The sequence below is a fragment of the Mesorhizobium sp. CCNWLY176 genome, from assembly GCF_037153935.1.
Taxonomy (GTDB): domain Bacteria; phylum Pseudomonadota; class Alphaproteobacteria; order Rhizobiales; family Rhizobiaceae; genus Mesorhizobium_M; species Mesorhizobium_M zhangyense.
Genome location: NZ_JBBBDZ010000008.1, coordinates 25,669 through 46,298 on the forward strand (window position 1 = coordinate 25,669; position 20,630 = coordinate 46,298).

Genomic DNA, 20,630 nt, shown 5'->3' on the forward strand with positions numbered 1-20,630 from the left:
CCCGTTGTTCCTCAATGCGTCAACCCGTTTGGGATTGAATTGCGCCTCAGCCTGCGCCAAATAATGTGTGAGAGTTGAAAGCGTGATTGAAATGAAGACAGCAAAATTTGCGATCGGCCAGGTGGTGCGTCACCGTCTGTTCCCGTTCAGGGGCGTCATTTTCGACGTCGATCCGCAGTTCAACAACACCGAGGAATGGTATGAGGCCATCCCGGCGGATGTGCGTCCACGCAAGGACCAGCCATTCTACCATCTGCTCGCGGAAAATAATGAGACGGAATACATCGCCTATGTCTCGGAGCAGAACCTGCTCGAAGACGATTCCGGCGAACCGGTACGGCACCCGCAACTGCGCGAACTCTTCGACAAGACCGCGGACGGCCGTTATTCGCCAAAACATCACGCGCGCCATTGATGCCAATCGGCTTTTAATCGGACAAAAACAAAAAAAGCGGGGCAAAACCCCGCTTTTTTCTGATCAGAGAGTGACGACGATCAATTGGCCGTCTTCGCCTTGTCCTGCTCTTCCTTGAGCTTCTTGGCGAAGTCCTCGTTGTTCTTGGAGACGAATTCCTGGAGCTTCTTCTGGCGGTCCTCGAGATCGGACTGCTGCATCGCCGGGCCGTCATAGGCGCCGGTGAAGCCGGACAGCGAAACCTTGATCGGGTTCGGCTGGTTCTGGAAGTTGACGGAAGTCAGCGTCAGCTCCGAGCCCTTCTTGAAGGACGCGATGAGCTGGTCCGAAAGCTGGGCTTCGGCAACGCAGCGGTCCGGGAAGCAGATTACGTAGTCGAGCTTCTGCGCCTTGCCGCCATCGATCTGCAGGCCGATGCCGGGAGGCACGAGACGGCCGGTCGGGACGGTGACCTGGAAGACCTTGCGGTTCACCTTGCCCTTGAGCTCGATCAGGCTGATGCCGGTGACGAGCTGGCCGGAAGCGGCGGTGGAAATGTTCTGCACATTGCAGATGTCCACGTCTTCCTGCTTGGAACAAGCCTTGAACCAGCCCTGCGGAATCTGCGGCTGCTGCTGTTGTGCCGCGGCCGGCACGAGACCAGCGGCGAGCATGCCGACCACGCCTGCGGCCATGACCGAAAGACGGGCAGTGTCGGTTTTCAAGCTCGTCATCTATCAATTTCCTCTCAATTGTTCCCGGAACCGGCTCATGGCGCCGTTCGTAACCGCTACCTGTTGGCTAAATGAGGCAACAGCATGGCTTTTGCGGGCGTGTTACACCGCCTCGCGTTGCGAATCCAGCCCGTTTGCAGCGAATAACCGTGGCAATTCACCTCTAACCTCACAATAGTGCCGCCGTGATAGATTCTTATTCGAATCATCCAGTAATGTTCGAGTGAGGGCTATCTACCAATGCGCCGCATATTTCTATCGCTCTGTGCCGCCATGGCCCTGTTGCCGGCGCTTGGGGCTGCGGCACTGGCCGAGCCAAAGCACGCTGTTGCGATGCAGGGAGAGCCTGCCCTGCCTGAAGATTTTTCGAATTTCCCCTACGTCAATCCGGACGCGCCCAAGGGCGGCAGTGTCACCTATTGCGTGGTCGGCAGCTTCGACAACCTCAACCCCTTCATCATCAAGAGCCTGCGCACCACCGCGCGCGGCATGATCGACACGATCTACGGCAATCTGGTCTTCGAATCGCTGATGCAGCGCAGCATGGACGAGCCTTTTTCGCTTTACGGCCTGCTGGCCGAGTCGATCGACATGCCGGAAGACCGAAAATCGGTCGAATTCCACCTCAACCCGAAGGCAAAATGGTCCGACGGCGAACCCGTGACGGCAGACGATGTAATCTTCACCTATGAGGTTTACACGGAAAAGGGCCGTCCCCCATACAGTGACCGCATGAAGAAGATCGCCAAGCTCGAAAAGACAGGCGATCTCACCGTCCGCTTCATTTTCAACGAACTCGCCGACCGCGAATTTCCGCTGATTATCGCGATGACGCCGATCGTGCCGAAGCACTTCTTCAACAAGGAGACTTTCGACCAGACGACGCTGAAGCCGGTGATCGGCAGCGGCCCCTATCGCGTCGGGCAGGTGGCGCCGGGCCAGCGCATCGTTTTTGAGCGCAACCCCGACTACTGGGCGAAAGACCTGCCGGTGAAGCGCGGCATCGACAATTTCGACCGCGTCACGCTCGAATATTTCCTGAATGCCAACGCCATGTTCGAGACTTTCAAGAAAGGCATCTGCTCGACCTTCGCCGAGGCCGACCCGGTCAAGCGCGAGCGCAATTTCAATTTCCCGGCAATGACGGAAGGCAAGGTCGTCTCGGAAGATTTCGAGAGTGGATTGCCACCGGTGGTCAACGGCTTCCTGTTCAACACGCGGCTGCCGAAATTCTCCGACGTTCGCGTGCGCCGCGCGCTCGGCATGCTCTATGATTTCGAATGGGCCAACAAGAACCTGTTCGACGGCCAGTACAAGCGCACGGCGAGCTTCTGGCAGGATTCCGAGCTTTCCGCGCTCGGACGCCCGGCCAGCGAGGCCGAACGCGCGCTTCTTGCCCCCTTCCCTGGCAAGGTGCCCGCCGACGTCATGGACGGCACCTACCGGCCGCCTGTGACGGACGGCTCCGGCCGCGACCGCAAGGTGTTGAAGGCAGCGCTTGATCTCCTGGAAAGTGCGGGCTACCGCGTCGAAGGCGGCAAGCTCGTCGGCGCGGACGGCGAGCCGTTCAGCTTCGAGATACTGACCACATCGCAGACCGAGGAACGGCTGGCAGCACTTTATCAGCGCTCGCTGGAAAAGCTCGGCATCGACGTCAACATCCGCGCGCTCGAATCCGACCAGATCCAGATGCGCAAGCAGCGTTTCGATTTCGACGTGCTGTTCGGCTCCACCGGTTTCCTCGGCACGTTGTCGCCCGGCATCGAACTCACTTTCCGCTGGGGCTCCGAATCGGCGAACGTCCCCGGCTCTTTCAATCTGGCGGGCGTCGCCGACCCTGCCGTCGACGCGATGATCGAGGCCATGCTGCATGCCCGCGACAAGGACAGCTACGTCGCAGCCGTGCGCGCGCTGGACCGCCTGCTGATTTCCGGGGCCTATATGGTGCCGATGCAGCACAACAAGAAAGAATTCCTAGCCTATTGGGCCAATCTGGAACATCCGGCAAAGACGCCTATATTCGGGAACCAGTTCCCGACCTGGTGGCGGAAGCCGAATTGACGGCAGAGAGGATTTCCCGATGAGCGACGAAAAGCAGTCCATCACCATCGATGTCGTCTCCGACGCCGTCTGCCCCTGGTGTTTCATCGGCCAGAAGCGGCTCGACAAGGCCGTTGCCGCCGTGCCGGAAGTCGACGTGCAGATACGCTGGCGGCCATTCCAGCTCGACCCGACCATTCCGCTCGAAGGCAAGAACCGCAAGCAATACATGCTGGCGAAGTTCGGCAGCGAGGAGCGCTTGCGCCAGATCCACGCCAATATCGAGCCTCTGGGGGCTGCCGAAGGCATCGACTTCGATTTTGATGCCATCAAAGTTTCGCCCAACACCATCGACGCTCACCGCGTCATGCGCTGGGCCTCGGCTGCCGGCCCGGAAGTGCAGAACAAGCTCGCGCGGCGGCTGTTCCAGCTCTATTTCGAAGAAGGCCAGAACATCGGCGACCACGCTGTTCTGACCGAAGCCGCACGCGAGGCCGGCATGGACGCGCCGGTGGTCGAGGCGATGCTTGCCACCGACACCGACCGCGATGCCGTCGCCAACGAAGCCGCCATCGCGTCCCGCATGGGCATCACCGGCGTTCCCTGCTTCCTGCTCGAAGGCAAATACGCCGTCATGGGCGCGCAGGAGAGCGACACCCTCGCCGACGCCATCCGCCAGATCGCCGCCGCGAAAGCGCGCGGCGAGTTGGAGACGGCTAGCTAACAGCTTTCCGAGGGTTCATCTATTCATCGCCACGCCCGCATTTTTCGCCTGGCTATTGTCAAGGAACGTTCCTTGCTCATGCAAGGAAGCAATTCCCGCCGTTACGTTGGCCGCAAGACGCCGGTCGAACTCCTGTAGCGCGTCGCTCGAAGACGCTGCAGAGGCCATTCATAATCAGCTCATGTAAGCCGGCTTTCTTTTTGTAACGAAATGTTGCAGTACGTGAGTGGGTGCTCGGCAGTTTGTCGAGTTGGTTCGGGGGAACCGCATGATCGAAATTGCAGCGAACTCACGCGCTAAGGCGCGTGCGTCTCGAAAGCCGTCATCTGATGTGGTGATAGCACTCGGGATTTGTGGCGTACTGTTCGTCACCTTAGTCACTCTCTTTTCGCTGCATCAGCTCGGCTTCATTCACCGGGTCAATGCTGAGATTGCTCCGTATCAAAGCAACGCTGAAATGTTCCGCTGGCGATGCCCGGAGTACCGAAAGATCGACCAGCTCGGCGGCGGAACCTTGTGCGTGGTGGGCGCCCCGTGGAAGGCAGCGGAAAAGCGCGGCATCCTGTGGGGTGACAGCCATGCGCTGCACTTCGCTCCGCTGATGGATATCACCGCACGCAAGGCCGGAATATCTCTGGTCGTCTGGTATAAATGCCCGCCTTACATCGACCAATTGAATGTCAAACGGTGGAGGCCGCAGCAACCCAGCTACTCGGCCAATTGTGCAAAGAGCCGTGCGGCGGCGATGAACTGGATAGGCAAGTCCGGGGATGCAAAAGTCGTCGTTCTTGCCTCAGCTTGGTACGATGGCCTGTCGACCCTCTACCAGAGAGAAGGTGACAAGCTCTCGTTGACGAACGGTTTGAAGCTGGTGGAAATCGGCCTGGCAAAGGCTATCTCCACCATTGACCCGACGAAGCGCGATGTTCTCGTGATGGCTCAGTTCCCGCGTTTTCAAAACGCGCCGCAGCCATGCAACATCGCTCGTATTTCTGGCCTTCTGCGCAGGAAGTGCGACCCCTCGGCCCTTCAGATATCGACGGCTGAAACAAGGCGGTTGATGGACCCGGTGAACACAGCCCTGGAGAAGGCCGTAGCCACCACCAAGGCTCAACTCATCCAGACGAATGTCAGCGTTTGCCAGTCCGACCAGTGTCTCACACGCCTAAATGGTGAGTTCCTCTACATGGATGCTGGCCACATACGGCGTAATCTTACCCCGCAAACCCGTACGAGATTGGCGAAGATCCTGGGTCTCGATGCCGCATTCGCGAAGATCGGCCGGGGAGCGCTCGCCACCCCAACCGCCGGGCTTCAGATGTTTGGAGCACTGACGCAGGAGTAGGCCATGCGGTCACTGACGATCGGCTTGCCATCGCTGCCGCCGTGTGAAACTTCTAAGCCGCCTTCTCCACCAGCCTTGCCAACTGCGTCATCACTACCGCTGCGCCGGCGAGGCGCTTTTCGGCGTTGGGCCAATCGCGGATGAAGACGACGCTCTGGTCCGGCCTGATCTTGGCCAGGGACCCCTGCTCCGAGATGAACTTGACCAGACCCGCCGGATTGGAAAACTCGCGCTTGCGGAAGTGGATGACCACGCCCTTCGGTCCGGCATCGAGCTTTTCGACATTGGCCTTGCGGCACAGCGCCTTGATGAAGACGATCTTCAAGAGGTGCTGGACCTCTTCCGGCAGCGGGCCGAAGCGGTCGATCAGTTCGGCGGCGAAACCGTCGATTTCTTCCGGCGAATCGAGATCGGCCAGGCGACGGTAGAGCGCCAGCCGCAGTTGCAGGTCCGGCACATAGGATTCCGGGATCATCACTGCCGTGCCGACCGCGATCTGCGGCGACCAGCCGCCGTCGATGACCTCGCCGGTGCCGCGTATTTCGGCAACCGCCTCTTCCAGCATCTGCTGGTAAAGCTCGAAGCCGACCTCCTTGATGTGGCCGGACTGTTCCTCACCCAGGAGATTGCCGGCGCCGCGGATATCGAGATCGTGGCTGGCAAGCTGGAAGCCAGCGCCGAGCGTGTCGAGCGATTGCAGCACCTTCAGGCGGCGGTCGGCAGTGTCGGTGAGCTTGCGGTTGGCCGGCAGCGTGAACAGCGCATAGGCGCGCACTTTCGAACGCCCGACGCGGCCGCGCAGCTGATAGAGCTGCGCCAGGCCGAACATGTCGGCGCGGTGCACGATCAGCGTGTTGGCGGTCGGGATATCGAGGCCGGATTCGACGATGGTCGTTGAAAGCAGAACATCGTACTGGCCGTCATAGAAGGCGTTCATGATGTCGTCGAGCTCGCCGGGCGGCATCTGGCCGTGGGCGGTCGCGACTTTAAGTTCCGGCACAGATTCCTGCAGGAACTGCTTGATTTCAGTGAGATCAGAGATGCGCGGCACGACGTAAAAGCTCTGCCCGCCGCGATAGCGCTCGCGCAGCAGCGTCTCGCGGATGACCAGCGGGTCGAAGGGCGAAATGAAGGTGCGCACCGCCATGCGGTCGACAGGCGGCGTGGCGATCAGCGACAGTTCGCGCACACCCGTCAGCGCCAGTTGCAGCGTGCGCGGGATCGGCGTGGCCGAAAGCGTCAGCACATGCACGTCGCTCTTCAGCTCCTTCAGCCGCTCCTTGTGCTTGACGCCAAAGTGCTGCTCCTCGTCGATGATCAGCAGGCCGAGATTCTTGAACGAGATCGATGCGCCGAGCAGCGCGTGGGTGCCGACGACGATATCGACAGTACCTTCGGCGATACCCTTCTTGGTCTCGGCGAGTTCCTTCGATCCAACCAAACGCGACGCCTGCCGCACGACCAGCGGCAGGCCGGCGAATCGCTGCGTGAAAGTCTTGAAATGCTGGCGCGACAACAGCGTCGTTGGCACGACGACGGCGACCTGAAACCCTTCCATGGCGGCGATGAAAGCGGCGCGCAGCGCCACTTCGGTCTTGCCGAAGCCGACATCGCCGCAGATCAGCCGGTCCATCGGCCTGCCGGCGCCGAGGTCGTCCATGACCGAGTCGATGGCGCGCTGCTGGTCGTCGGTTTCCTCATAGGGGAAGCGGGCCGCGAACTCGCCATAGAGCCCGTCCGGCGGGTTGAGCGCCGGGGCTGAGCGCATCTGGCGCTCGGCGGCAATCTGGATGAGCTGCCCGGCCATTTCGAGCAGGCGTCGCTTGAGCCGTGCCTTGCGCGATTGCCATGCGCCGCCGCCGAGCTTGTCGAGCGGCGCTTCCGCCGAATCCGAGCCGAAGCGCGACAGGAGCTCGATGTTTTCGACCGGCAGAAACAGGCGGTCGTCGCCGGCATAGTGGATTTCAAGGCAGTCATGCGGCGCACCGACCGCCTCGATGGTGCGGAGGCCGACGAAGCGGCCAATGCCGTGATCGGCATGGACGACGATGTCGCCCGCCGAGAGCGAGGCTGCCTCAGCGATGAAATCGGAGGCGCGCTTGCGCTTCTTCGAGCGTCGCACCAGGCGATCGCCAAGAATATCCTGTTCGGCGACAACGACGAAGCCGTCCGTCTCGAAACCGGATTCGAGCGGCAGCACGGCAAGACCCGCCTGCCCCACCGTCAACGTCTCGACATCGGCAAGGGTGGCAACGGGCTTCAGATTGCCAAGGTGGTGCTCGGTAAGTATCTGGCCGAGACGGTCCAGCGAACCCTCGGTCCAGCCGGCGATGACGACGCGGCGCTTGGCGGCGCGAACGTCGCCGATGTATTTCACCGCCGCCTCGAAGACGTTGGCGTTGGGGTCGGCGCGTTCGAGCTCAAAACTGTGACCGGCCTTCGAGCCGCCATGCAGCAGCTTGCGGCCACCGGTGTCGGGAGTGTCGAAGGGCGTGAATTCGATTGCGGCATGGTCGGACAGCGCTGCCGTCACATCTTCGGGCGAAAGATACATTTTTGCCGGCGGCACCGGCTTGTAGGGCACGGCATCCTTCAGCGCGCCGTCGGCCTGCTGCCTGCGCGACTCGTAGTAATCGACGATCAGCGTATGGCGCTCGACAAGCGCCTCGCGGGCGAGATGGTCGAACACGAAGGGCGCGGTCGGCAGATAGTCGAAAATCGTCTCCAGCCGCTCGTAGAAGAAGGGCAGCCAGTGCTCCATGCCGGCGAAGCGGCGGCCTTCGCTGATCGCCGCGTAGAGCCCGTCATCGCGCGCCGGCGCGCCAAACGCCTCGATGTAGGAGCGGCGGAAGCGGCTGATCGCCTCTGGCGTCAGCGCCACTTCGCTCATCGGCTGAAGCGTGAGCGCCTTGCGCTGGCCGGTGGTGCGCTGGGTGGCAACGTCGAAGGCGCGGATCGATTCCAGCGTGTCGCCGAAGAAATCGAGACGCAGCGCTTCGGTCGAACCGGGCGCGAAGAGATCGAGAATACCGCCGCGCACGGCGAATTCGCCGACATCGCGCACGGTGGCGACGCGGTCGAAACCGGAGTTTTCGAGCCGCGAAATCAGCTCGTTCATATTGATCTGATTGCCGGACCTGGCGTGGAACGTCTGCGCCTCGATTGCGGCAGCCGGCGGAATGCGCTGCAGAAGCGCATTGGCGGTGGTGAGGATGACGGCGCGGTGCGGCTTCTTCGCCAGCGCGGTCATTGCCGCCATGGCGTCGAGGCGGCGGGCGGCGGCGTCCGCTCCGGGCGAGACGCGGTCGTAAGGCAGACAATCCCAGGCCGGGAATTCCAGCACCGGCAGTTCGGGGGTTGCGAAGGCAAGAGCCTCGACGATCGCCGGTAGGCGCTGGCCATCCCGCGCAACGAAGATCACCGGCGCGTCGGGCGCGGTCTCGGCCACTGCCTGCGCAAGCGCAAACGCCTCATAACCGTCGGCAACGCCATCGACGATGAACTGGCCGATGCCGCCCTTGGGCAGGCCGATTTTCTTGATCAGGCTCATTTCAGAAACTCATGGCCTGGCGCGACGCCAGTATCTTTCGGAACATCGCCGTGTCGTGTTCGGGCGGAATGGTTTGCTCGCCGGTTATCCAGGACAACAGGTCGGCGTCCTGCAGTTCCAGCACCGCGTCATATTCGTCCAGTTCGGAATCGGACAGTGCATGAATGGTGGTATCGGCGAATGCGCCGAGAATCAGGTCCATTTCGCGCATGCCGCGATGCCAGGAACGGAACAGCAGCTTGCGCCGGCGCGCATCGAGCCCCTCACTTGATCGCGTCATGCCTGTCATTGTTTCGCATTCCTGATTGCCGAGCGGCGCATATAGCGTGGATGACGCCCCCTGTCAGCCTTGCAACCGCTCTCGCAGTGCCTAAGAGTCTGTTGGCGATGAACATTCCTGACAACACCCCCCTCTGTCCTGCCGGACATCTCCCCCTCAAGGGGGGAGATCAGCCAACCAATTGGTTGCCGATCACTGTAAAAAAAGTCTCTGGCCCTGACGACAGCCAATCTCCCCCCTTGAGGGGGAGATGTCCGGCAGGACAGAGGGGCGCGCGAAGGCACACAGTCGCATCCGAACTTGCTTCCATGGGCTCGTGATGCGTCCCAATAGTCTCGACCCTCTGTTCGTATCCATCACCTCGCTTGCCGGCGTCGGGCCGAAGGTTGCCGAACTGATCAAGAAGGTCGTGCCCGCCGACATTTCGGATCGCGATGCCCGCGCCGGCGACCTGATCTTCACGCTGCCGCATTCGGTGATCGACCGGCGCAACCGGCCGGGCATCGCTTTGGCGCCCTCCGGCGCGATCGTGACGCTGGAGGTGCGCATCGATAGGCACCAGCCGCCGCCGCGCGGCAACAAATCCGTGCCGTACCGGGTCTACGCCTTCGACGACACCGGCGAGATTGCACTGACCTTCTTCCACGCCAATACCGGCTGGCTCGAAAAGGCGATGCCGGTCGGCGAGGATGTCGTCGTCAGCGGCCGCATGGAATGGTTTAACGGCCGGCCGAGCATGGTCCATCCCGATCATATCGCGCGCGTCGGCGACACGGAAAGCCTGCCGCTGGTCGAACCGGTCTATCCGCTGACGGCAGGACTGTCGGGAAAAGTGCTGCGACGCGCCATCGGTCAGGCGCTGGAGCGCGTGCCGGCTTTGCCGGAATGGCTCGATCCGGATGTCATGCGCCGGCAAAGCTTTCCCGCCTTTGGGGAAGCGTTGAGCCGCATCCACAACCCTGCCGATCCAATCGATGTCTTGCCCGACAGTGCTGCGTGGCGGCGGCTCGCCTATGACGAGTTTCTTGCCGGACAGATTTCACTGGCGCTGGTGCGCGCAACGGTGCGGCGGCTTTCCGGCCGGCCGCTTGCCGGCGACGGCCGGCTGATCGCTGCATTGCGAAACGCCCTGCCCTACAAGCTCACCCAATCGCAGAAGCAGGCGCTGGCCGAGATCGATACCGACCTGCAAAAGCCGGAGCGCATGCTGCGCCTGCTGCAAGGCGATGTCGGCTCCGGCAAGACGGTGGTGGCGCTGCTTGCCATGGCGCGCGCCGTCGAGGCCGGCGGACAGGCAGCCCTGATGGCGCCGACGGAAATCCTCGCGCGCCAGCATTTTGCCACCATTGCGCCGCTGGTTGAAAAAATGGGCTTGCGCGTTGCCGTGTTGACCGGGCGGGAAAAGGGTCGCGAACGCGCGGAAATCCTTGCCGGGCTGGAGAGCGGCGCGATCAACATCGTCGTAGGCACCCATGCGCTATTTCAGGAAACGGTGCAATTCCACGATTTGGCGCTAGCCGTGATCGACGAACAGCACCGCTTCGGCGTGCATCAGCGCCTCGCGATAACCGCCAAGGGCGACGCGCCCGATATGCTGGTGATGACGGCAACGCCGATACCGCGCACGCTGGTTCTGTCCGCCTTCGGCGACATGGATGTGTCGCGGCTGACGGAGAAACCGGCCGGCCGCCAGCCGATCCGCACCGTCACTTTGCCGCTGGAGCGGCTCGACGAACTGGTCGGGCGCATGCGCGATGCGGTCGCCGACGGCCAGAAAGTCTATTGGATCTGCCCACTTGTGGAGGAATCCGAAGAGATCAAACTAATGTCGGCGGAGGATCGTTTTGCCTCGCTGAAGCCGGTTTTCGGCGATGCGATCGGCCTGGTCCATGGACGCATGAAGGGCGCGGAAAAGGATGAGGCCATGCGCGCCTTCAAGGAGGGCGAGACGCGCATCTTGATCGCGACAACGGTCATCGAGGTCGGCGTCGACGTGCCGGATGCGACGATCATCGTCATCGAACATGCCGAGCGCTTTGGCCTCGCGCAGCTTCACCAGCTGCGCGGGCGTGTCGGGCGGGGCGCCAAGGCCTCGACCTGCGTTCTACTTTATAAAGACCCGCTCGGCGAAACCGCCAAGCGCCGTCTTTCGGTGATGCGCGAGACGGAGGACGGCTTCCGCATATCGGAAGAGGATTTGAAACTGCGCGGCGAAGGCGAGTTGCTGGGCACGCGCCAATCCGGCACGCCGGGCTTTCAAGTGGCGCGCATCGAGACGCATGCCGACCTGCTGGAAATCGCTCGCGACGACGCCCGACTGCTGCTGACGCGCGATCCGGACCTCAAGTCTGCGCGCGGCCAAGCGATACGGATGCTGCTTTATTTGTTCGGGCGGGATGAGGCGGTGCGGCTGCTGAGGGCCGGCTGAGCGACTTCCTCAAGCGTCGGATTGGCTATCGATACGAGTTTTTTGCCTTTTATCTTGACCATTTTCTTGCCCATGTCGGGCGTCACCAGCCCGGCGGAGACGATGAGCTTGGCGCCGTCCTCGATGCTCATGTCGAGTACGATGACCTGGGATTTTGGCACATACATCAGGAACCCGGTCGTCGGATTGGGCGTGCATGGCATGAAGACGGCAATCAGCGGGTCGTCATTCTGGTCGAGCTTGTCATTGATCTCGGTGCGTTTCTCGCCGGCAACGAAAACGATCGACCATACGTCCTTGCGGGGATATTCGACCATTCCAACGGTGCGGAACATCTCGTTCTTGTTCGAAAGAACCGTCTCAAAAATCTGCTTCAAGCTGCTGTAAATGCTGCGGATAAGCGGCATACGCCCAAGCACGCGCTCGCCCAGAGAGACGATCGAGCGGCCGATGAAATTCGCGGTCAGGAATCCGACCAGCGTAATCAGCAGCAACGCCACGATGAGGCCGAAACCCGGCACGGCGAACGGCAGATAGTGATCGGGATTGTAGCGATAGGGAATGTAGGGCTTTACCCAGGAATCCACCCAGCCGACGAAAGACCACGCCAGATAGGCAGTGATCGCCAGCGGCGCCGTCACGATGAAGCCGGTTAGAAAATAGTTTCGCAGACGGCCCATGCAGCACTTCCGATTTGTAGCTGAGTGTTGCGGTGCGATATCGCAACGCCCCCGCCATAGTCTTAGACCATCACCCCGAGCGGTGGGAATCGTTTTTGCGACCTGCCGAACACGGTTATGTCAGGACAGCACTCTATGTCCCAAGAAAGCACGTGACGGGTGATCGAAGGCATGGAATCCGGGGATTGAGAAGGCCGCTGCCGGTTGCCTCAGACAGCGGCGTTTTTCGTTATTCGACCGTCACCGACTTCGCCAGATTGCGCGGCTGGTCGACGTCCGTGCCCATGAAGACGGCCGTGTAATAGGCGAGCATCTGGATCGGTAGCGCGTAGACGATCGGCGTGATGATCTCAGGCATATCGGGCAGAATGATCGTTTCCATCGTCTTGATGCCGGCCTGATCCGCGCCTTTCTGGTCGGTAATCAGAATGATCTTGCCGCCGCGCGCCGCCACTTCCTGCATGTTCGAGACGGTTTTCTCGAAAATGCGGTCATGCGGCGCGATGACAATCACCGGCATGTTCTCGTCGATCAGCGCAATCGGCCCATGTTTGAGCTCTCCGGCGGCGTAACCCTCGGCGTGGATATAGGAAATTTCCTTGAGCTTCAGCGCACCTTCCATGGCCAGCGGATAGTTGGTGTCGCGGCCGAGATAGAGCACATGTTTGTAGCGGGAGAGTTCCCGCGCGATCTTTTCGATCTGCTCCTCGAGCTTGAGCACATGGTTGGCAAAACGCGGTGCTTCGGACAGTTCGCGCACCAGGGTCTTTTCCTGTTCGCGAGAGATCGTCCCGCGCGCCACGCCGGCCCGCACGGCCAGCGATGCGAGAACCGACAACTGGCAAGTGAAGGCCTTGGTCGAGGCAACGCCGATTTCCGGCCCGGCAAGCGTGGGCAGGATCACGTCGGATTCGCGCGCGATGGTCGATTCGCGAACATTGACGATGGCCCCGATCGGTACACCTGCCTTGCGGCAATAGCGCAACGAGGCCAGCGTGTCGGCGGTCTCGCCGGACTGCGAAATGAAGAATGCGGCGCTACTCTTCGAGATCGGCATTTCGCGGTAGCGGAATTCCGATGCGACATCGATATCGACCGGCAGGCGGGCAAGCCGCTCGAACCAGTACTTGCCGATCAACCCACTGAGATAGGCGGTGCCGCAAGCCGAAATCGCCAGCCTGTCGATCTTGGCGAAATCGAACGGCAGGTCGAGCGGTTTTGAGACGCCATCGGTGAAATCCACGTAATTCGCCAGCGTATGCGAAATGACTTCCGGCTGTTCATGGATTTCCTTTTCCATGAAATGGCGGCGGTTGCCCTTGTCGACCATGAAGCTGGTGCTGAGCGACTGCTGGCGCCTGCGCTCGACCGCGTTGCCGTCCATGTCGAAGATACCGACCTCGTTGCGGCGCACGACCGCCCAGTCGCCGTCTTCGAGATAGGTGATCGAATTGGTGAAGGGGGCGAGCGCGATGGCGTCGGAGCCGAGATACATCTCGCCGTCGCCGTGACCGACGGCCAGCGGCGGGCCGTTGCGCGCACCGACGATCAGGTTGTCGTCGCCCTGGAACATGATCGCCAGCGCGAACGCACCTTCAAGGCGCTTCAGCGCGTTATGGGCGGCTTTGACGGGGTCAGTGCCCCGCGCCAACTCGCGCGCGACGAGATGCGCCACGACTTCGGTATCCGTCTGGGAGACGAATTCGTAACCGTCAGCCTTCAACTCGTTCCGCAACTCCGCGAAATTCTCGATGATGCCATTGTGGACGACAGCGACGCCCTTGGAGAAATGCGGATGCGCATTGGTCTCGTTCGGCACGCCATGGGTCGCCCAGCGCGTATGGCCGATGCCGATATTGCCGTCGAGCGGCTCGGCGTTCAGCAGTTTCTCGAGGTTGACGAGCTTGCCCTCGGCGCGGCGGCGGCCAAGCTGGCCGCCTTCGACGGTCGCTACGCCGGCCGAGTCATAGCCGCGATATTCAAGCCGCTTCAATGCGTCGACGATAAGCGGCGCTACCGATGTCCGGCCGACGATCCCAACAATTCCGCACATGGTCCGGCTGCCCCTTTCCCGCAAACTTCCCCTGCCCGCTATCTAGTCAGTGTGGCGGCAGCGCGGAAGTCACATTCCGTATCCTTTGGTATCAGCTTTATGGCTATGGAGGATGACCGCCACAGCGTCCAGCGTAAGCGCTTCGAATAACCGTTCCGGGTTACTTTTTCGCTGCATTGGCGCGGCGTTCGCGCAATTCGCGTGCCTTGTCCGGCAGGGTCTTTTGCCGCGCGCGCCCGAAGGCCAGTGCGTCCGCCGGCACGTTCTCGGTGATGACGCTGCCGGAGGCGACATAGGCGCGCTCGCCGATGGTGATCGGCGCGACGAGCGACGTGTTCGAGCCGATGAACGCACCCGGGCCGATATCGGTAAAGAATTTCGAGTAGCCGTCATAATTGCAGGTGATGGTGCCGGCCCCGATATTGGCGCCCTGCCCGACGCGGGCATCGCCGATATAGGTGAGGTGATTGACCTTCGCGCCGGCCTCGATGGTTGCCTTCTTGACCTCGCAGAAATTGCCGACCTTGGCCTTTTCCCTAAGATCGGCACCCGGCCTCAGTCGCGCGAACGGCCCGACATCGGCGCTGGGACCGATAAGAGCCCCTTCGATGTGGCTGAAGGCGTGGATCTTGGCGTTTGACGCAACCTTCACGCCGGGACCGAAAAAGACACTCGGCTCGATGATGGTTTCCGCACCGATTTCCGTATCGTGCGAGAAGAAGACGGTTTCGGGCGCAATCATGGTCACGCCAGAGAGCATCATCTCGCGGCGCTTGCGCTTCTGCCAGATGCTTTCTGCCTCGGCGAGTTCGGCGCGATTGTTGATGCCGAGAACGCTTTCGAAACTCGCTTCGGTCGCCGTCACTGCCAGGCCGGCAGCGTCGGCGATTTCCACGATGTCGGTGAGGTAATACTCGCCTTTGGCATTCTTGTTGCCGACGGCGTCGAGCAGTTTCAGCGCGTGCGCACCCGAAATGGCCATGATGCCGGCATTGCAGAAACCGATCTTGCGCTCTTCGTCGCTGCAATCCTTGTCTTCCCGGATCGCGACAAGCTTGCCGTTCTTTTCGATCAGGCGGCCATAGCCGGAAGGGTTGGGCGGGCGAAAGCCGATCACGACGACGGCAGCGCCTTCCCCGAGTTTCGTCCGTGCGGCAGAAAGCGAATCCGCCTCCAGCAGTGGCGTATCGCCGAACAGCACAAGGATATCGTCATAGCCGCGCGCGATCGCCTTGCGCGCGGCAAGCACGGCGTGGGCCGTACCGAGCCGTTCTTCCTGCACGAAGGTCTCGTTGCCCGGCGCGAAGGAGGCTGCGGCCTCCCGCATCTGCTCGGCCCCGAAGCCGACGACCAGAGCGAGATCGCCGGCGCCGGCAGCCTTTGCCGCGTTGGCGACATGGGCGACCATCGGCAGGCCGGCTATCTTGTGAAGCACCTTGGGCGAGGCGCTTTTCATGCGCGTGCCCTCGCCGGCGGCAAGGATGATCGACAGGCAGGATCTAGCGGTCATGGCGATTTCCGGAAAGAAACAGGAAGATTCGTCGCAGTTCTAGCACTGCTTCCTTCCTGCTCCAATGCGGCTGAAATTCGATGCGTCGGCAGAATTACAGCCGGTCTGCAACGGCCGATACGTCGTCAGCCCAGCTTGCCGAGCGTCGGAAAGGTTTCCAGAAGCCAGTAGGAAGCGTTCTGGATCCCGCCGGTGAGGAAAAACACGCCGGCCAACACCAGAAGCGCGCCGATGACTTTCTCGACGCGGCCAAGATGCACGCGGAATTTGCCGAGAAAGTGCATGAAAGCGCCCGAAAAAAAAGCGGCCAGCAGGAAGGGAATGCCGAGCCCGAGCGAATAGGCCGCCAGCAGCAGCGCGCCTTCGCTGACCGTTTCGCGGCCGCCGGCAAGCGTCAGGATCGGCCCGAGCACCGGCCCGATGCAAGGCGTCCAGCCGAAAGCGAAAGCGAGCCCCATGGCATAGGCAGCGACCGTGCTGGCGGGCTTGCCTTCCGACTGGAAGCGCGCTTCCCGCGACAGGAACGGGATTTTCAGGATGCCGAGGAAGTTGAGCCCCATCAGGATGATGAGCACGCCGGCCGCCATCGCCAGAGGTTCCTGCCAGACGCGCAGGAGCCGGCCGATCGTCGAAGCGCCGGCGCCGAGCGCCACGAACACGGTGGAAAATCCCAGGACGAAGGCTATCGACGTTATCAGAAGCGCGTTTCGGGTTGCGGACTTGGCAACCTTTCCACCCTCGGCACGAAAATCGTCGACCGAAACGCCGGCCATATAGCAAAGGTAAGGCGGCACCAGCGGCAGCACGCAGGGCGACAGGAACGAAAGCGCCCCTGCCCCGATCGCACTCAGATAGCCGACATCCAACGCCATTATTCCCCGCAACAATTAGGTTTGCGCTGCATATAGCCGCCGGAAGGCGTGGGCTCCAATCACGACTGCGTGGCAGATCGTCGCCTCGGGACCTTACGAACGGAAAACTAGCAGACTAGAGGGCTTGTGGCGCAAAAGAACTCAGAGCACCAACATAAGGCTTGATGACCGGGCGGGCATAGGCGCCGCGCTTACTGGTCTTGAGCCCCAGCGAGATGAGCGCCTCGGCTTGCTTGACGGCAGCACTGACCCCGTCGATCACAGGCACGCCGAACTCGGCCTGGAATGCTCGTGCCAGGTCCGCCATGCCGGCGCATCCCAGAACGATAGCTTCGGCGCGGTCCTCGTCGAGCGCCCGGCGAATTTCATGCGCCAGCTTCGCCTTTGCCCCGGAGGCCGGATCCTCCAGCGAAAGAACAGGGATATCGGCAGCACGCACGCGCACCCTACCTGCCATTCCATATCGCTGCACCAGATTCTCGATCGGAATGCGCGAACGCTCAAGCGTGGTCACGACAGAGAAGCGCGGGGCCAGAAAGGCAGCGGTGACAAGCGCGGCCTCGCATATGCCGATCACCGGCATGTTTGCCATGGCTCGCGCGGCATCCAGGCCGGTATCGTCGAAGCAGGCGATGATTGCAGCATCTGCTCCGTTACGTTCTCCCGAAGCGATTTCTGCCAGCATTCCGGGAACGGCCAGCGCCTCATCGTAATATCCCTCAATCGAAACCGGCCCCATGCGCGACGTGACGGCAACGATCTCGCTTTCGCGGGACGCGGCACCCCGCGCAGCAACGGCGATCGTCGCGGTCATGCTCTCGGTGGTGTTGGGATTGACGACAAGAATACGCATGGAAAGTGCCCTTCTGCGCTCAGCCTTGCGCTGCATCGGTTGATTGGACGATACGGTAAGCCGACGAAAAGATTTCCTCAGCCGCAGGGTGAGCCCAGGTTCGGTCGGGATATTTTGCGACCAGCCCTTCGAACTGGCGTTGCGCCCGCATGGCGTCGGCAGCGAAATCCATCCCCGGAATCTGCCGGTCGCACATGACCGTTCGACCGTCGATGATGACGGTTCGGGCATCGCGTCCAGAACCTGAAATCATCAGGGTCTGGATCGGGTCGATGATCTGACCGATATCAGGGTTTGCCAAATCCCAAACCACCATGTCGGCGCGGCATCCGGGTGCGAGCCGGCCGAGATCGGGTCTGCCCAGAGCGTCTGCTCCGCCCAGGGTGGCGGCATCGAAATAGTCTTCGGCGCGGCATGCCTCGGCTTTCCCCTCGACAAAACGGCAGATCATCAGGCCGATCTGCATGTTGAGCAGCATATCGGGAGGCGACGTGTCCGTGCCAAGCCCGATGCGAAGGCCGCGCTCGCGGTAACTGCTGAAACTTTCAAGCCCGTCACCGAAGCGTGCTGCAACCAGCGGGCAATGCACGATGACCGAGCCGGCCTCGGCGATGATTTCGAGATCGCGTCCCGGCTCCGGCACAAAGCGGGACGGGCTGACGAAGGTGCCGTGCGGCAGAAGGGTCTTCTCGGTCAGGAAATCCAGGCTCTTCAGCCATTCGATGGAGGTCATGCCATGCATCCGCCGCACGGTCTCGCGCTCGAAGCCGCCCTGGCAGCAATGCAAACGTACGGGCAAGCCAAGGTCTTTTCCGGCGGCGGCGGTGCGTCTCAGCAGGTCGGCAGTGCAGGTCTCGATACGGTCCGGTGCAAGCATGGTGCGGACAAGGCCAGCATACCGGCCTTCCAGCCGCTCACAGAACGAAATCGCGTCGTCCAGCCCCTTCAGTCCGCGCGGCTCGTCGAAGAAGAGTTCGAACTTGTTCTCCTCCACGACGACGGGATTGCCGGTGCGATAGGCGGGGCCCAGATAGACGCGCAGGCCGAGGTCGGCGGCAGCTTCAGCCGCTCCTTCGAACTCCTCCACCGTTTCACCCCATTGGCGATAATAGAGTGAGGCAATCGGCAGAGCGGTCGTCACGCCGTTGCGGATAAGGCGCGCGAAGGCATGGCGCTTCTGAAACACCAGTTCATCGGGCGAATACATTTCATAGGGGCCGGCTTCCATATAGGATTTCGGCCAGACGCGGCCCTTGCGCCACGATGGATGGTTGTCGAAAGACAGAACAGTCGTATCGAGATCGGACAAGGCATCGAGATCGATGAAACCCGGAGCGATCAGGGCCTGCCCATAGTCGATCCGCTCGTCCACATCCCCGGGGAAATCGTGGCCGACAAAGAGTATTGCGCCGTCCTGGTAGACTACTTCCCCGCCGGGCAGCAACGTATGGCGGCCTTCTTCGTGGCCCACCACCCAGGCGGCGGTCATCAGTGTGCGCTTGCCTTCGCTCATGATCGTCGTTCCCTACTCAGCTGCGGGCTTACGCTTGCGTTCTTCCCATTGCGCGACGCTCATGGTCGGCAGGTCGAACGTCTCGCGGGAAAGCGCATAACCGTGACCGCCCATCCGGCCGATCGCGTCCAGCCCGACGGGGTCGACATGCAGCCGAGAATTGACGACGTCGGAGCGGATATGGGCCGCGACGATCTCACCAAGAATGACCTCACGCGAATTGCCGACGCCCAGCGTCACATAGGTGCGGCATTCGAAGGCGGCAGGCGATTCCGCGATGCGGGGCGCTGCGATCTTCGATCCGGGAACGGCGGTCAGGCCTGCTTCGGCAAGTTCGTCGATATCCGATGAGAACGGCACAGCGCAGACATTCATGGCGTCGAGCATCGCGCTCGAGACGATGTTGACCGTGAAGACGCCGGTCGTGCGCACATTCCAGGCAGTATCCTTGAAGGACAGGTCGTCGTGGTTTTCCACGCCGAGCGCAAGAATCGCGGGTTCGGCCGACAGGCAGTTGAAAAAGCTGATGGGAGCGGCGTTGATGCGCCCGTTCAGATCAACGGTCGTCACCAGCGCGATTGGGCGTGGCACCACCGAGCCGATCAGAAGCTTGTACTTCTCGCGTTCGGACATTCGTTCGAAGTCGAAACTGGTCTTGTTGGTCATGAGCGTGCTTTCAGGAAAGTTGAGACAGAAAATCGCAACGCCCACGCGCCGGCAAAGCGCATGTGCGGATGTCGAATATGAGCGGAATGGCAGCGGCGGCAGCCTTTGCGCGCCACTCGTCAGTTTGTCGGGAAAGGTGCCGGCTTAGCTCTTCGCTGCGAGCGGCCGATAATCCGCCAGCAAGTCTTTCAGGTCGCGCTCGCGCGCCGGCTTCAGATCGAGGAGACCCCGTGTCGCGACGGCGGTCAGGTGCTCGTCCATAATCCTGACGCCGGTTTCCTCGTCGCCACGCACAAGCGCGTCGATGATCATCTGATGTTCGTTGACCGCGCACTCCGATGAATGCGGTCGGCCGTAAAGGGCAAGGATCAGCGAACAGCGCGATGCAACTTCCGCGACATAGCGAATGAGAAGCTCGTTGCCCGTCATATCCGCAAGCAGCGTATGGAATTCGCCGGCGAGCCGTATCGATTCCGGTCCGTCGCGCCCCTGCGCCCGCTCTTCCGCCGCGACATGCGACCGCAATTTTTCCGTCATGGCGGGCGTCATGCGTCCGGCCAGCGTCTCGATCACCGTCCGCTCCAGGCTGCGCCGCACCTGAAAGACGCCGCGCGCCTCTGCAAGGCTCGGCGAGGCCACCGTCGCCCGCTTGTTGGGCTGCTGTGAAACGAGGCCTTCCACGGTCAAGCGGGCGAGCACGCTGCGCACGACCGTGCGGCTGACGCCGAAACTCTCCCCGACCGAATCCTCCGGCAGCTTCGTGCCCGGCGCGATCGCCTGCTCGATGATTGCCCGTCTCAGCGCCTGATAGACGCCTTCTGCGAGATTGCCGGCGCGGCTCGCGCGTTTGGTCGGCGTGATTTCCTGTGAGGTCATGGTGCAGCGATTTATCCGAATACCCGGTGCCTGTGTCAACCATGGCGTGTTCCCAATCTGCGTACACGATCGATGCCAAATGTTTTCTCTTGCGCCATTAAACAGTATACAC

At 61.6% G+C, this 20,630-nt stretch carries 16 protein-coding genes; 5 read left to right on the plus strand and 11 right to left on the minus strand.

All coding sequences use genetic code 11. From position 1 onward, the window contains the following. Positions 1-91 precede the first annotated feature (91 nt). The gene (gene hspQ / locus WBQ96_RS14760) at positions 92-415 is read left to right on the plus strand and encodes a heat shock protein HspQ (protein ID WP_165113876.1); all 324 of its coding nucleotides are present in this window, start codon (positions 92-94) and stop codon (positions 413-415) included. A gap of 80 nt (positions 416-495) precedes the next feature. On the opposite strand, the gene WBQ96_RS14765 is transcribed toward hspQ, so the two are convergent. Beyond that, positions 496-1,128, minus strand: a complete 633-nt coding sequence (locus tag WBQ96_RS14765; RefSeq protein WP_091913660.1) for an invasion associated locus B family protein — start codon at positions 1,126-1,128, stop codon at positions 496-498. A gap of 240 nt (positions 1,129-1,368) precedes the next feature. Here WBQ96_RS14765 and WBQ96_RS14770 point away from each other — a divergent pair, with 240 nt between their 5' ends. From WBQ96_RS14770 to WBQ96_RS14780, 3 genes are all read left to right on the plus strand, one after another. Next, positions 1,369-3,189, plus strand: a complete 1,821-nt coding sequence (locus WBQ96_RS14770) for an extracellular solute-binding protein (protein ID WP_336551068.1) — start codon at positions 1,369-1,371, stop codon at positions 3,187-3,189. Positions 3,190-3,208: 19 nt separating this feature from the next. Beyond that, positions 3,209-3,892 carry a DsbA family oxidoreductase gene (locus WBQ96_RS14775; RefSeq protein ID WP_336551070.1) on the plus strand — a complete coding sequence of 228 codons (684 nt, stop codon included), beginning with the start codon at positions 3,209-3,211 and terminating at the stop codon, positions 3,890-3,892. Between the two features lie 268 nt (positions 3,893-4,160). Next, entirely contained in the window at positions 4,161-5,237 is a 1,077-nt protein-coding gene (locus WBQ96_RS14780) for an SGNH hydrolase domain-containing protein (RefSeq protein ID WP_336551072.1), read from the plus strand. A 52-nt stretch (positions 5,238-5,289) separates the two neighbouring features. Here WBQ96_RS14780 and mfd read toward each other — a convergent pair whose 3' ends face one another. Together mfd and WBQ96_RS14790 are read right to left on the minus strand one after the other, a co-directional pair. Next, a complete protein-coding gene (gene mfd / locus WBQ96_RS14785; protein WP_336551073.1) occupies positions 5,290-8,787 on the minus strand; it encodes a transcription-repair coupling factor in 3,498 nt (1,165 codons plus the stop codon). A gap of 1 nt (position 8,788) precedes the next feature. Further along, a complete protein-coding gene (locus tag WBQ96_RS14790; protein ID WP_336551074.1) occupies positions 8,789-9,076 on the minus strand; it encodes an FAD assembly factor SdhE in 288 nt (95 codons plus the stop codon). 310 nt (positions 9,077-9,386) lie between these two features. On the opposite strand from WBQ96_RS14790, the gene recG reads away from it, so the two are divergent. Then, on the plus strand, positions 9,387-11,495 hold the full coding sequence (gene recG, locus WBQ96_RS14795; RefSeq protein WP_336551076.1) for an ATP-dependent DNA helicase RecG: 2,109 nt from the start codon (positions 9,387-9,389) through the stop codon (positions 11,493-11,495). Here recG and WBQ96_RS14800 read toward each other — a convergent pair. The 8 genes from WBQ96_RS14800 to WBQ96_RS14835 all read right to left on the minus strand — a co-directional run bounded on the left by WBQ96_RS14800 (position 11,447) and on the right by WBQ96_RS14835 (position 20,518). Beyond that, the gene (locus WBQ96_RS14800) at positions 11,447-12,175 is read right to left on the minus strand and encodes a DUF502 domain-containing protein (RefSeq protein WP_165113858.1); all 729 of its coding nucleotides are present in this window, start codon (positions 12,173-12,175) and stop codon (positions 11,447-11,449) included. The two genes, recG and WBQ96_RS14800, sit on opposite strands and share 49 nt — an antisense overlap. 229 nt (positions 12,176-12,404) lie before the next feature. Then, positions 12,405-14,228 (minus strand): glutamine--fructose-6-phosphate transaminase (isomerizing), encoded by a 1,824-nt coding sequence (glmS, locus tag WBQ96_RS14805; RefSeq protein ID WP_336551078.1) that lies wholly within the window; start codon positions 14,226-14,228, stop codon positions 12,405-12,407. A gap of 160 nt (positions 14,229-14,388) precedes the next feature. Next, positions 14,389-15,738, minus strand: a complete 1,350-nt coding sequence (glmU, locus tag WBQ96_RS14810) for a bifunctional UDP-N-acetylglucosamine diphosphorylase/glucosamine-1-phosphate N-acetyltransferase GlmU (RefSeq protein ID WP_336551080.1) — start codon at positions 15,736-15,738, stop codon at positions 14,389-14,391. A gap of 125 nt (positions 15,739-15,863) precedes the next feature. Then, on the minus strand, positions 15,864-16,610 hold the full coding sequence (locus WBQ96_RS14815; protein ID WP_336551082.1) for a cytochrome c biogenesis CcdA family protein: 747 nt from the start codon (positions 16,608-16,610) through the stop codon (positions 15,864-15,866). Positions 16,611-16,725: 115 nt separating this feature from the next. After that, positions 16,726-17,463, minus strand: coding sequence for an aspartate/glutamate racemase family protein (locus WBQ96_RS14820; RefSeq protein WP_336551084.1), 738 nt, complete (start codon positions 17,461-17,463; stop codon positions 16,726-16,728). Between the two features lie 19 nt (positions 17,464-17,482). After that, positions 17,483-18,976 carry an amidohydrolase family protein gene (locus WBQ96_RS14825; protein WP_336551085.1) on the minus strand — a complete coding sequence of 498 codons (1,494 nt, stop codon included), beginning with the start codon at positions 18,974-18,976 and terminating at the stop codon, positions 17,483-17,485. A 12-nt stretch (positions 18,977-18,988) separates the two neighbouring features. After that, on the minus strand, positions 18,989-19,642 hold the full coding sequence (locus WBQ96_RS14830; protein ID WP_336551088.1) for a flavin reductase family protein: 654 nt from the start codon (positions 19,640-19,642) through the stop codon (positions 18,989-18,991). 144 nt (positions 19,643-19,786) lie between these two features. Beyond that, positions 19,787-20,518, minus strand: a complete 732-nt coding sequence (locus WBQ96_RS14835) for a GntR family transcriptional regulator (RefSeq protein ID WP_336551090.1) — start codon at positions 20,516-20,518, stop codon at positions 19,787-19,789. Between the last annotated feature and the right edge of the window lie 112 nt (positions 20,519-20,630).

Coding starts and splice junctions, on each gene's coding strand:
- hspQ (WP_165113876.1), top strand. CDS start 92: ATGAAGACAGCAAAATTTGCGATCGGCCAGGTGGTGCGTCACCGTCTG.
- WBQ96_RS14765 (WP_091913660.1), bottom strand. CDS start 1,128: ATGACGAGCTTGAAAACCGACACTGCCCGTCTTTCGGTCATGGCCGCA.
- WBQ96_RS14770 (WP_336551068.1), top strand. CDS start 1,369: ATGCGCCGCATATTTCTATCGCTCTGTGCCGCCATGGCCCTGTTGCCG.
- WBQ96_RS14775 (WP_336551070.1), top strand. CDS start 3,209: ATGAGCGACGAAAAGCAGTCCATCACCATCGATGTCGTCTCCGACGCC.
- WBQ96_RS14780 (WP_336551072.1), top strand. CDS start 4,161: ATGATCGAAATTGCAGCGAACTCACGCGCTAAGGCGCGTGCGTCTCGA.
- mfd (WP_336551073.1), bottom strand. CDS start 8,787: ATGAGCCTGATCAAGAAAATCGGCCTGCCCAAGGGCGGCATCGGCCAG.
- WBQ96_RS14790 (WP_336551074.1), bottom strand. CDS start 9,076: ATGACAGGCATGACGCGATCAAGTGAGGGGCTCGATGCGCGCCGGCGC.
- recG (WP_336551076.1), top strand. CDS start 9,387: ATGCGTCCCAATAGTCTCGACCCTCTGTTCGTATCCATCACCTCGCTT.
- WBQ96_RS14800 (WP_165113858.1), bottom strand. CDS start 12,175: ATGGGCCGTCTGCGAAACTATTTTCTAACCGGCTTCATCGTGACGGCG.
- glmS (WP_336551078.1), bottom strand. CDS start 14,228: ATGTGCGGAATTGTTGGGATCGTCGGCCGGACATCGGTAGCGCCGCTT.
- glmU (WP_336551080.1), bottom strand. CDS start 15,738: ATGACCGCTAGATCCTGCCTGTCGATCATCCTTGCCGCCGGCGAGGGC.
- WBQ96_RS14815 (WP_336551082.1), bottom strand. CDS start 16,610: ATGGCGTTGGATGTCGGCTATCTGAGTGCGATCGGGGCAGGGGCGCTT.
- WBQ96_RS14820 (WP_336551084.1), bottom strand. CDS start 17,463: ATGCGTATTCTTGTCGTCAATCCCAACACCACCGAGAGCATGACCGCG.
- WBQ96_RS14825 (WP_336551085.1), bottom strand. CDS start 18,976: ATGAGCGAAGGCAAGCGCACACTGATGACCGCCGCCTGGGTGGTGGGC.
- WBQ96_RS14830 (WP_336551088.1), bottom strand. CDS start 19,642: ATGACCAACAAGACCAGTTTCGACTTCGAACGAATGTCCGAACGCGAG.
- WBQ96_RS14835 (WP_336551090.1), bottom strand. CDS start 20,518: ATGACCTCACAGGAAATCACGCCGACCAAACGCGCGAGCCGCGCCGGC.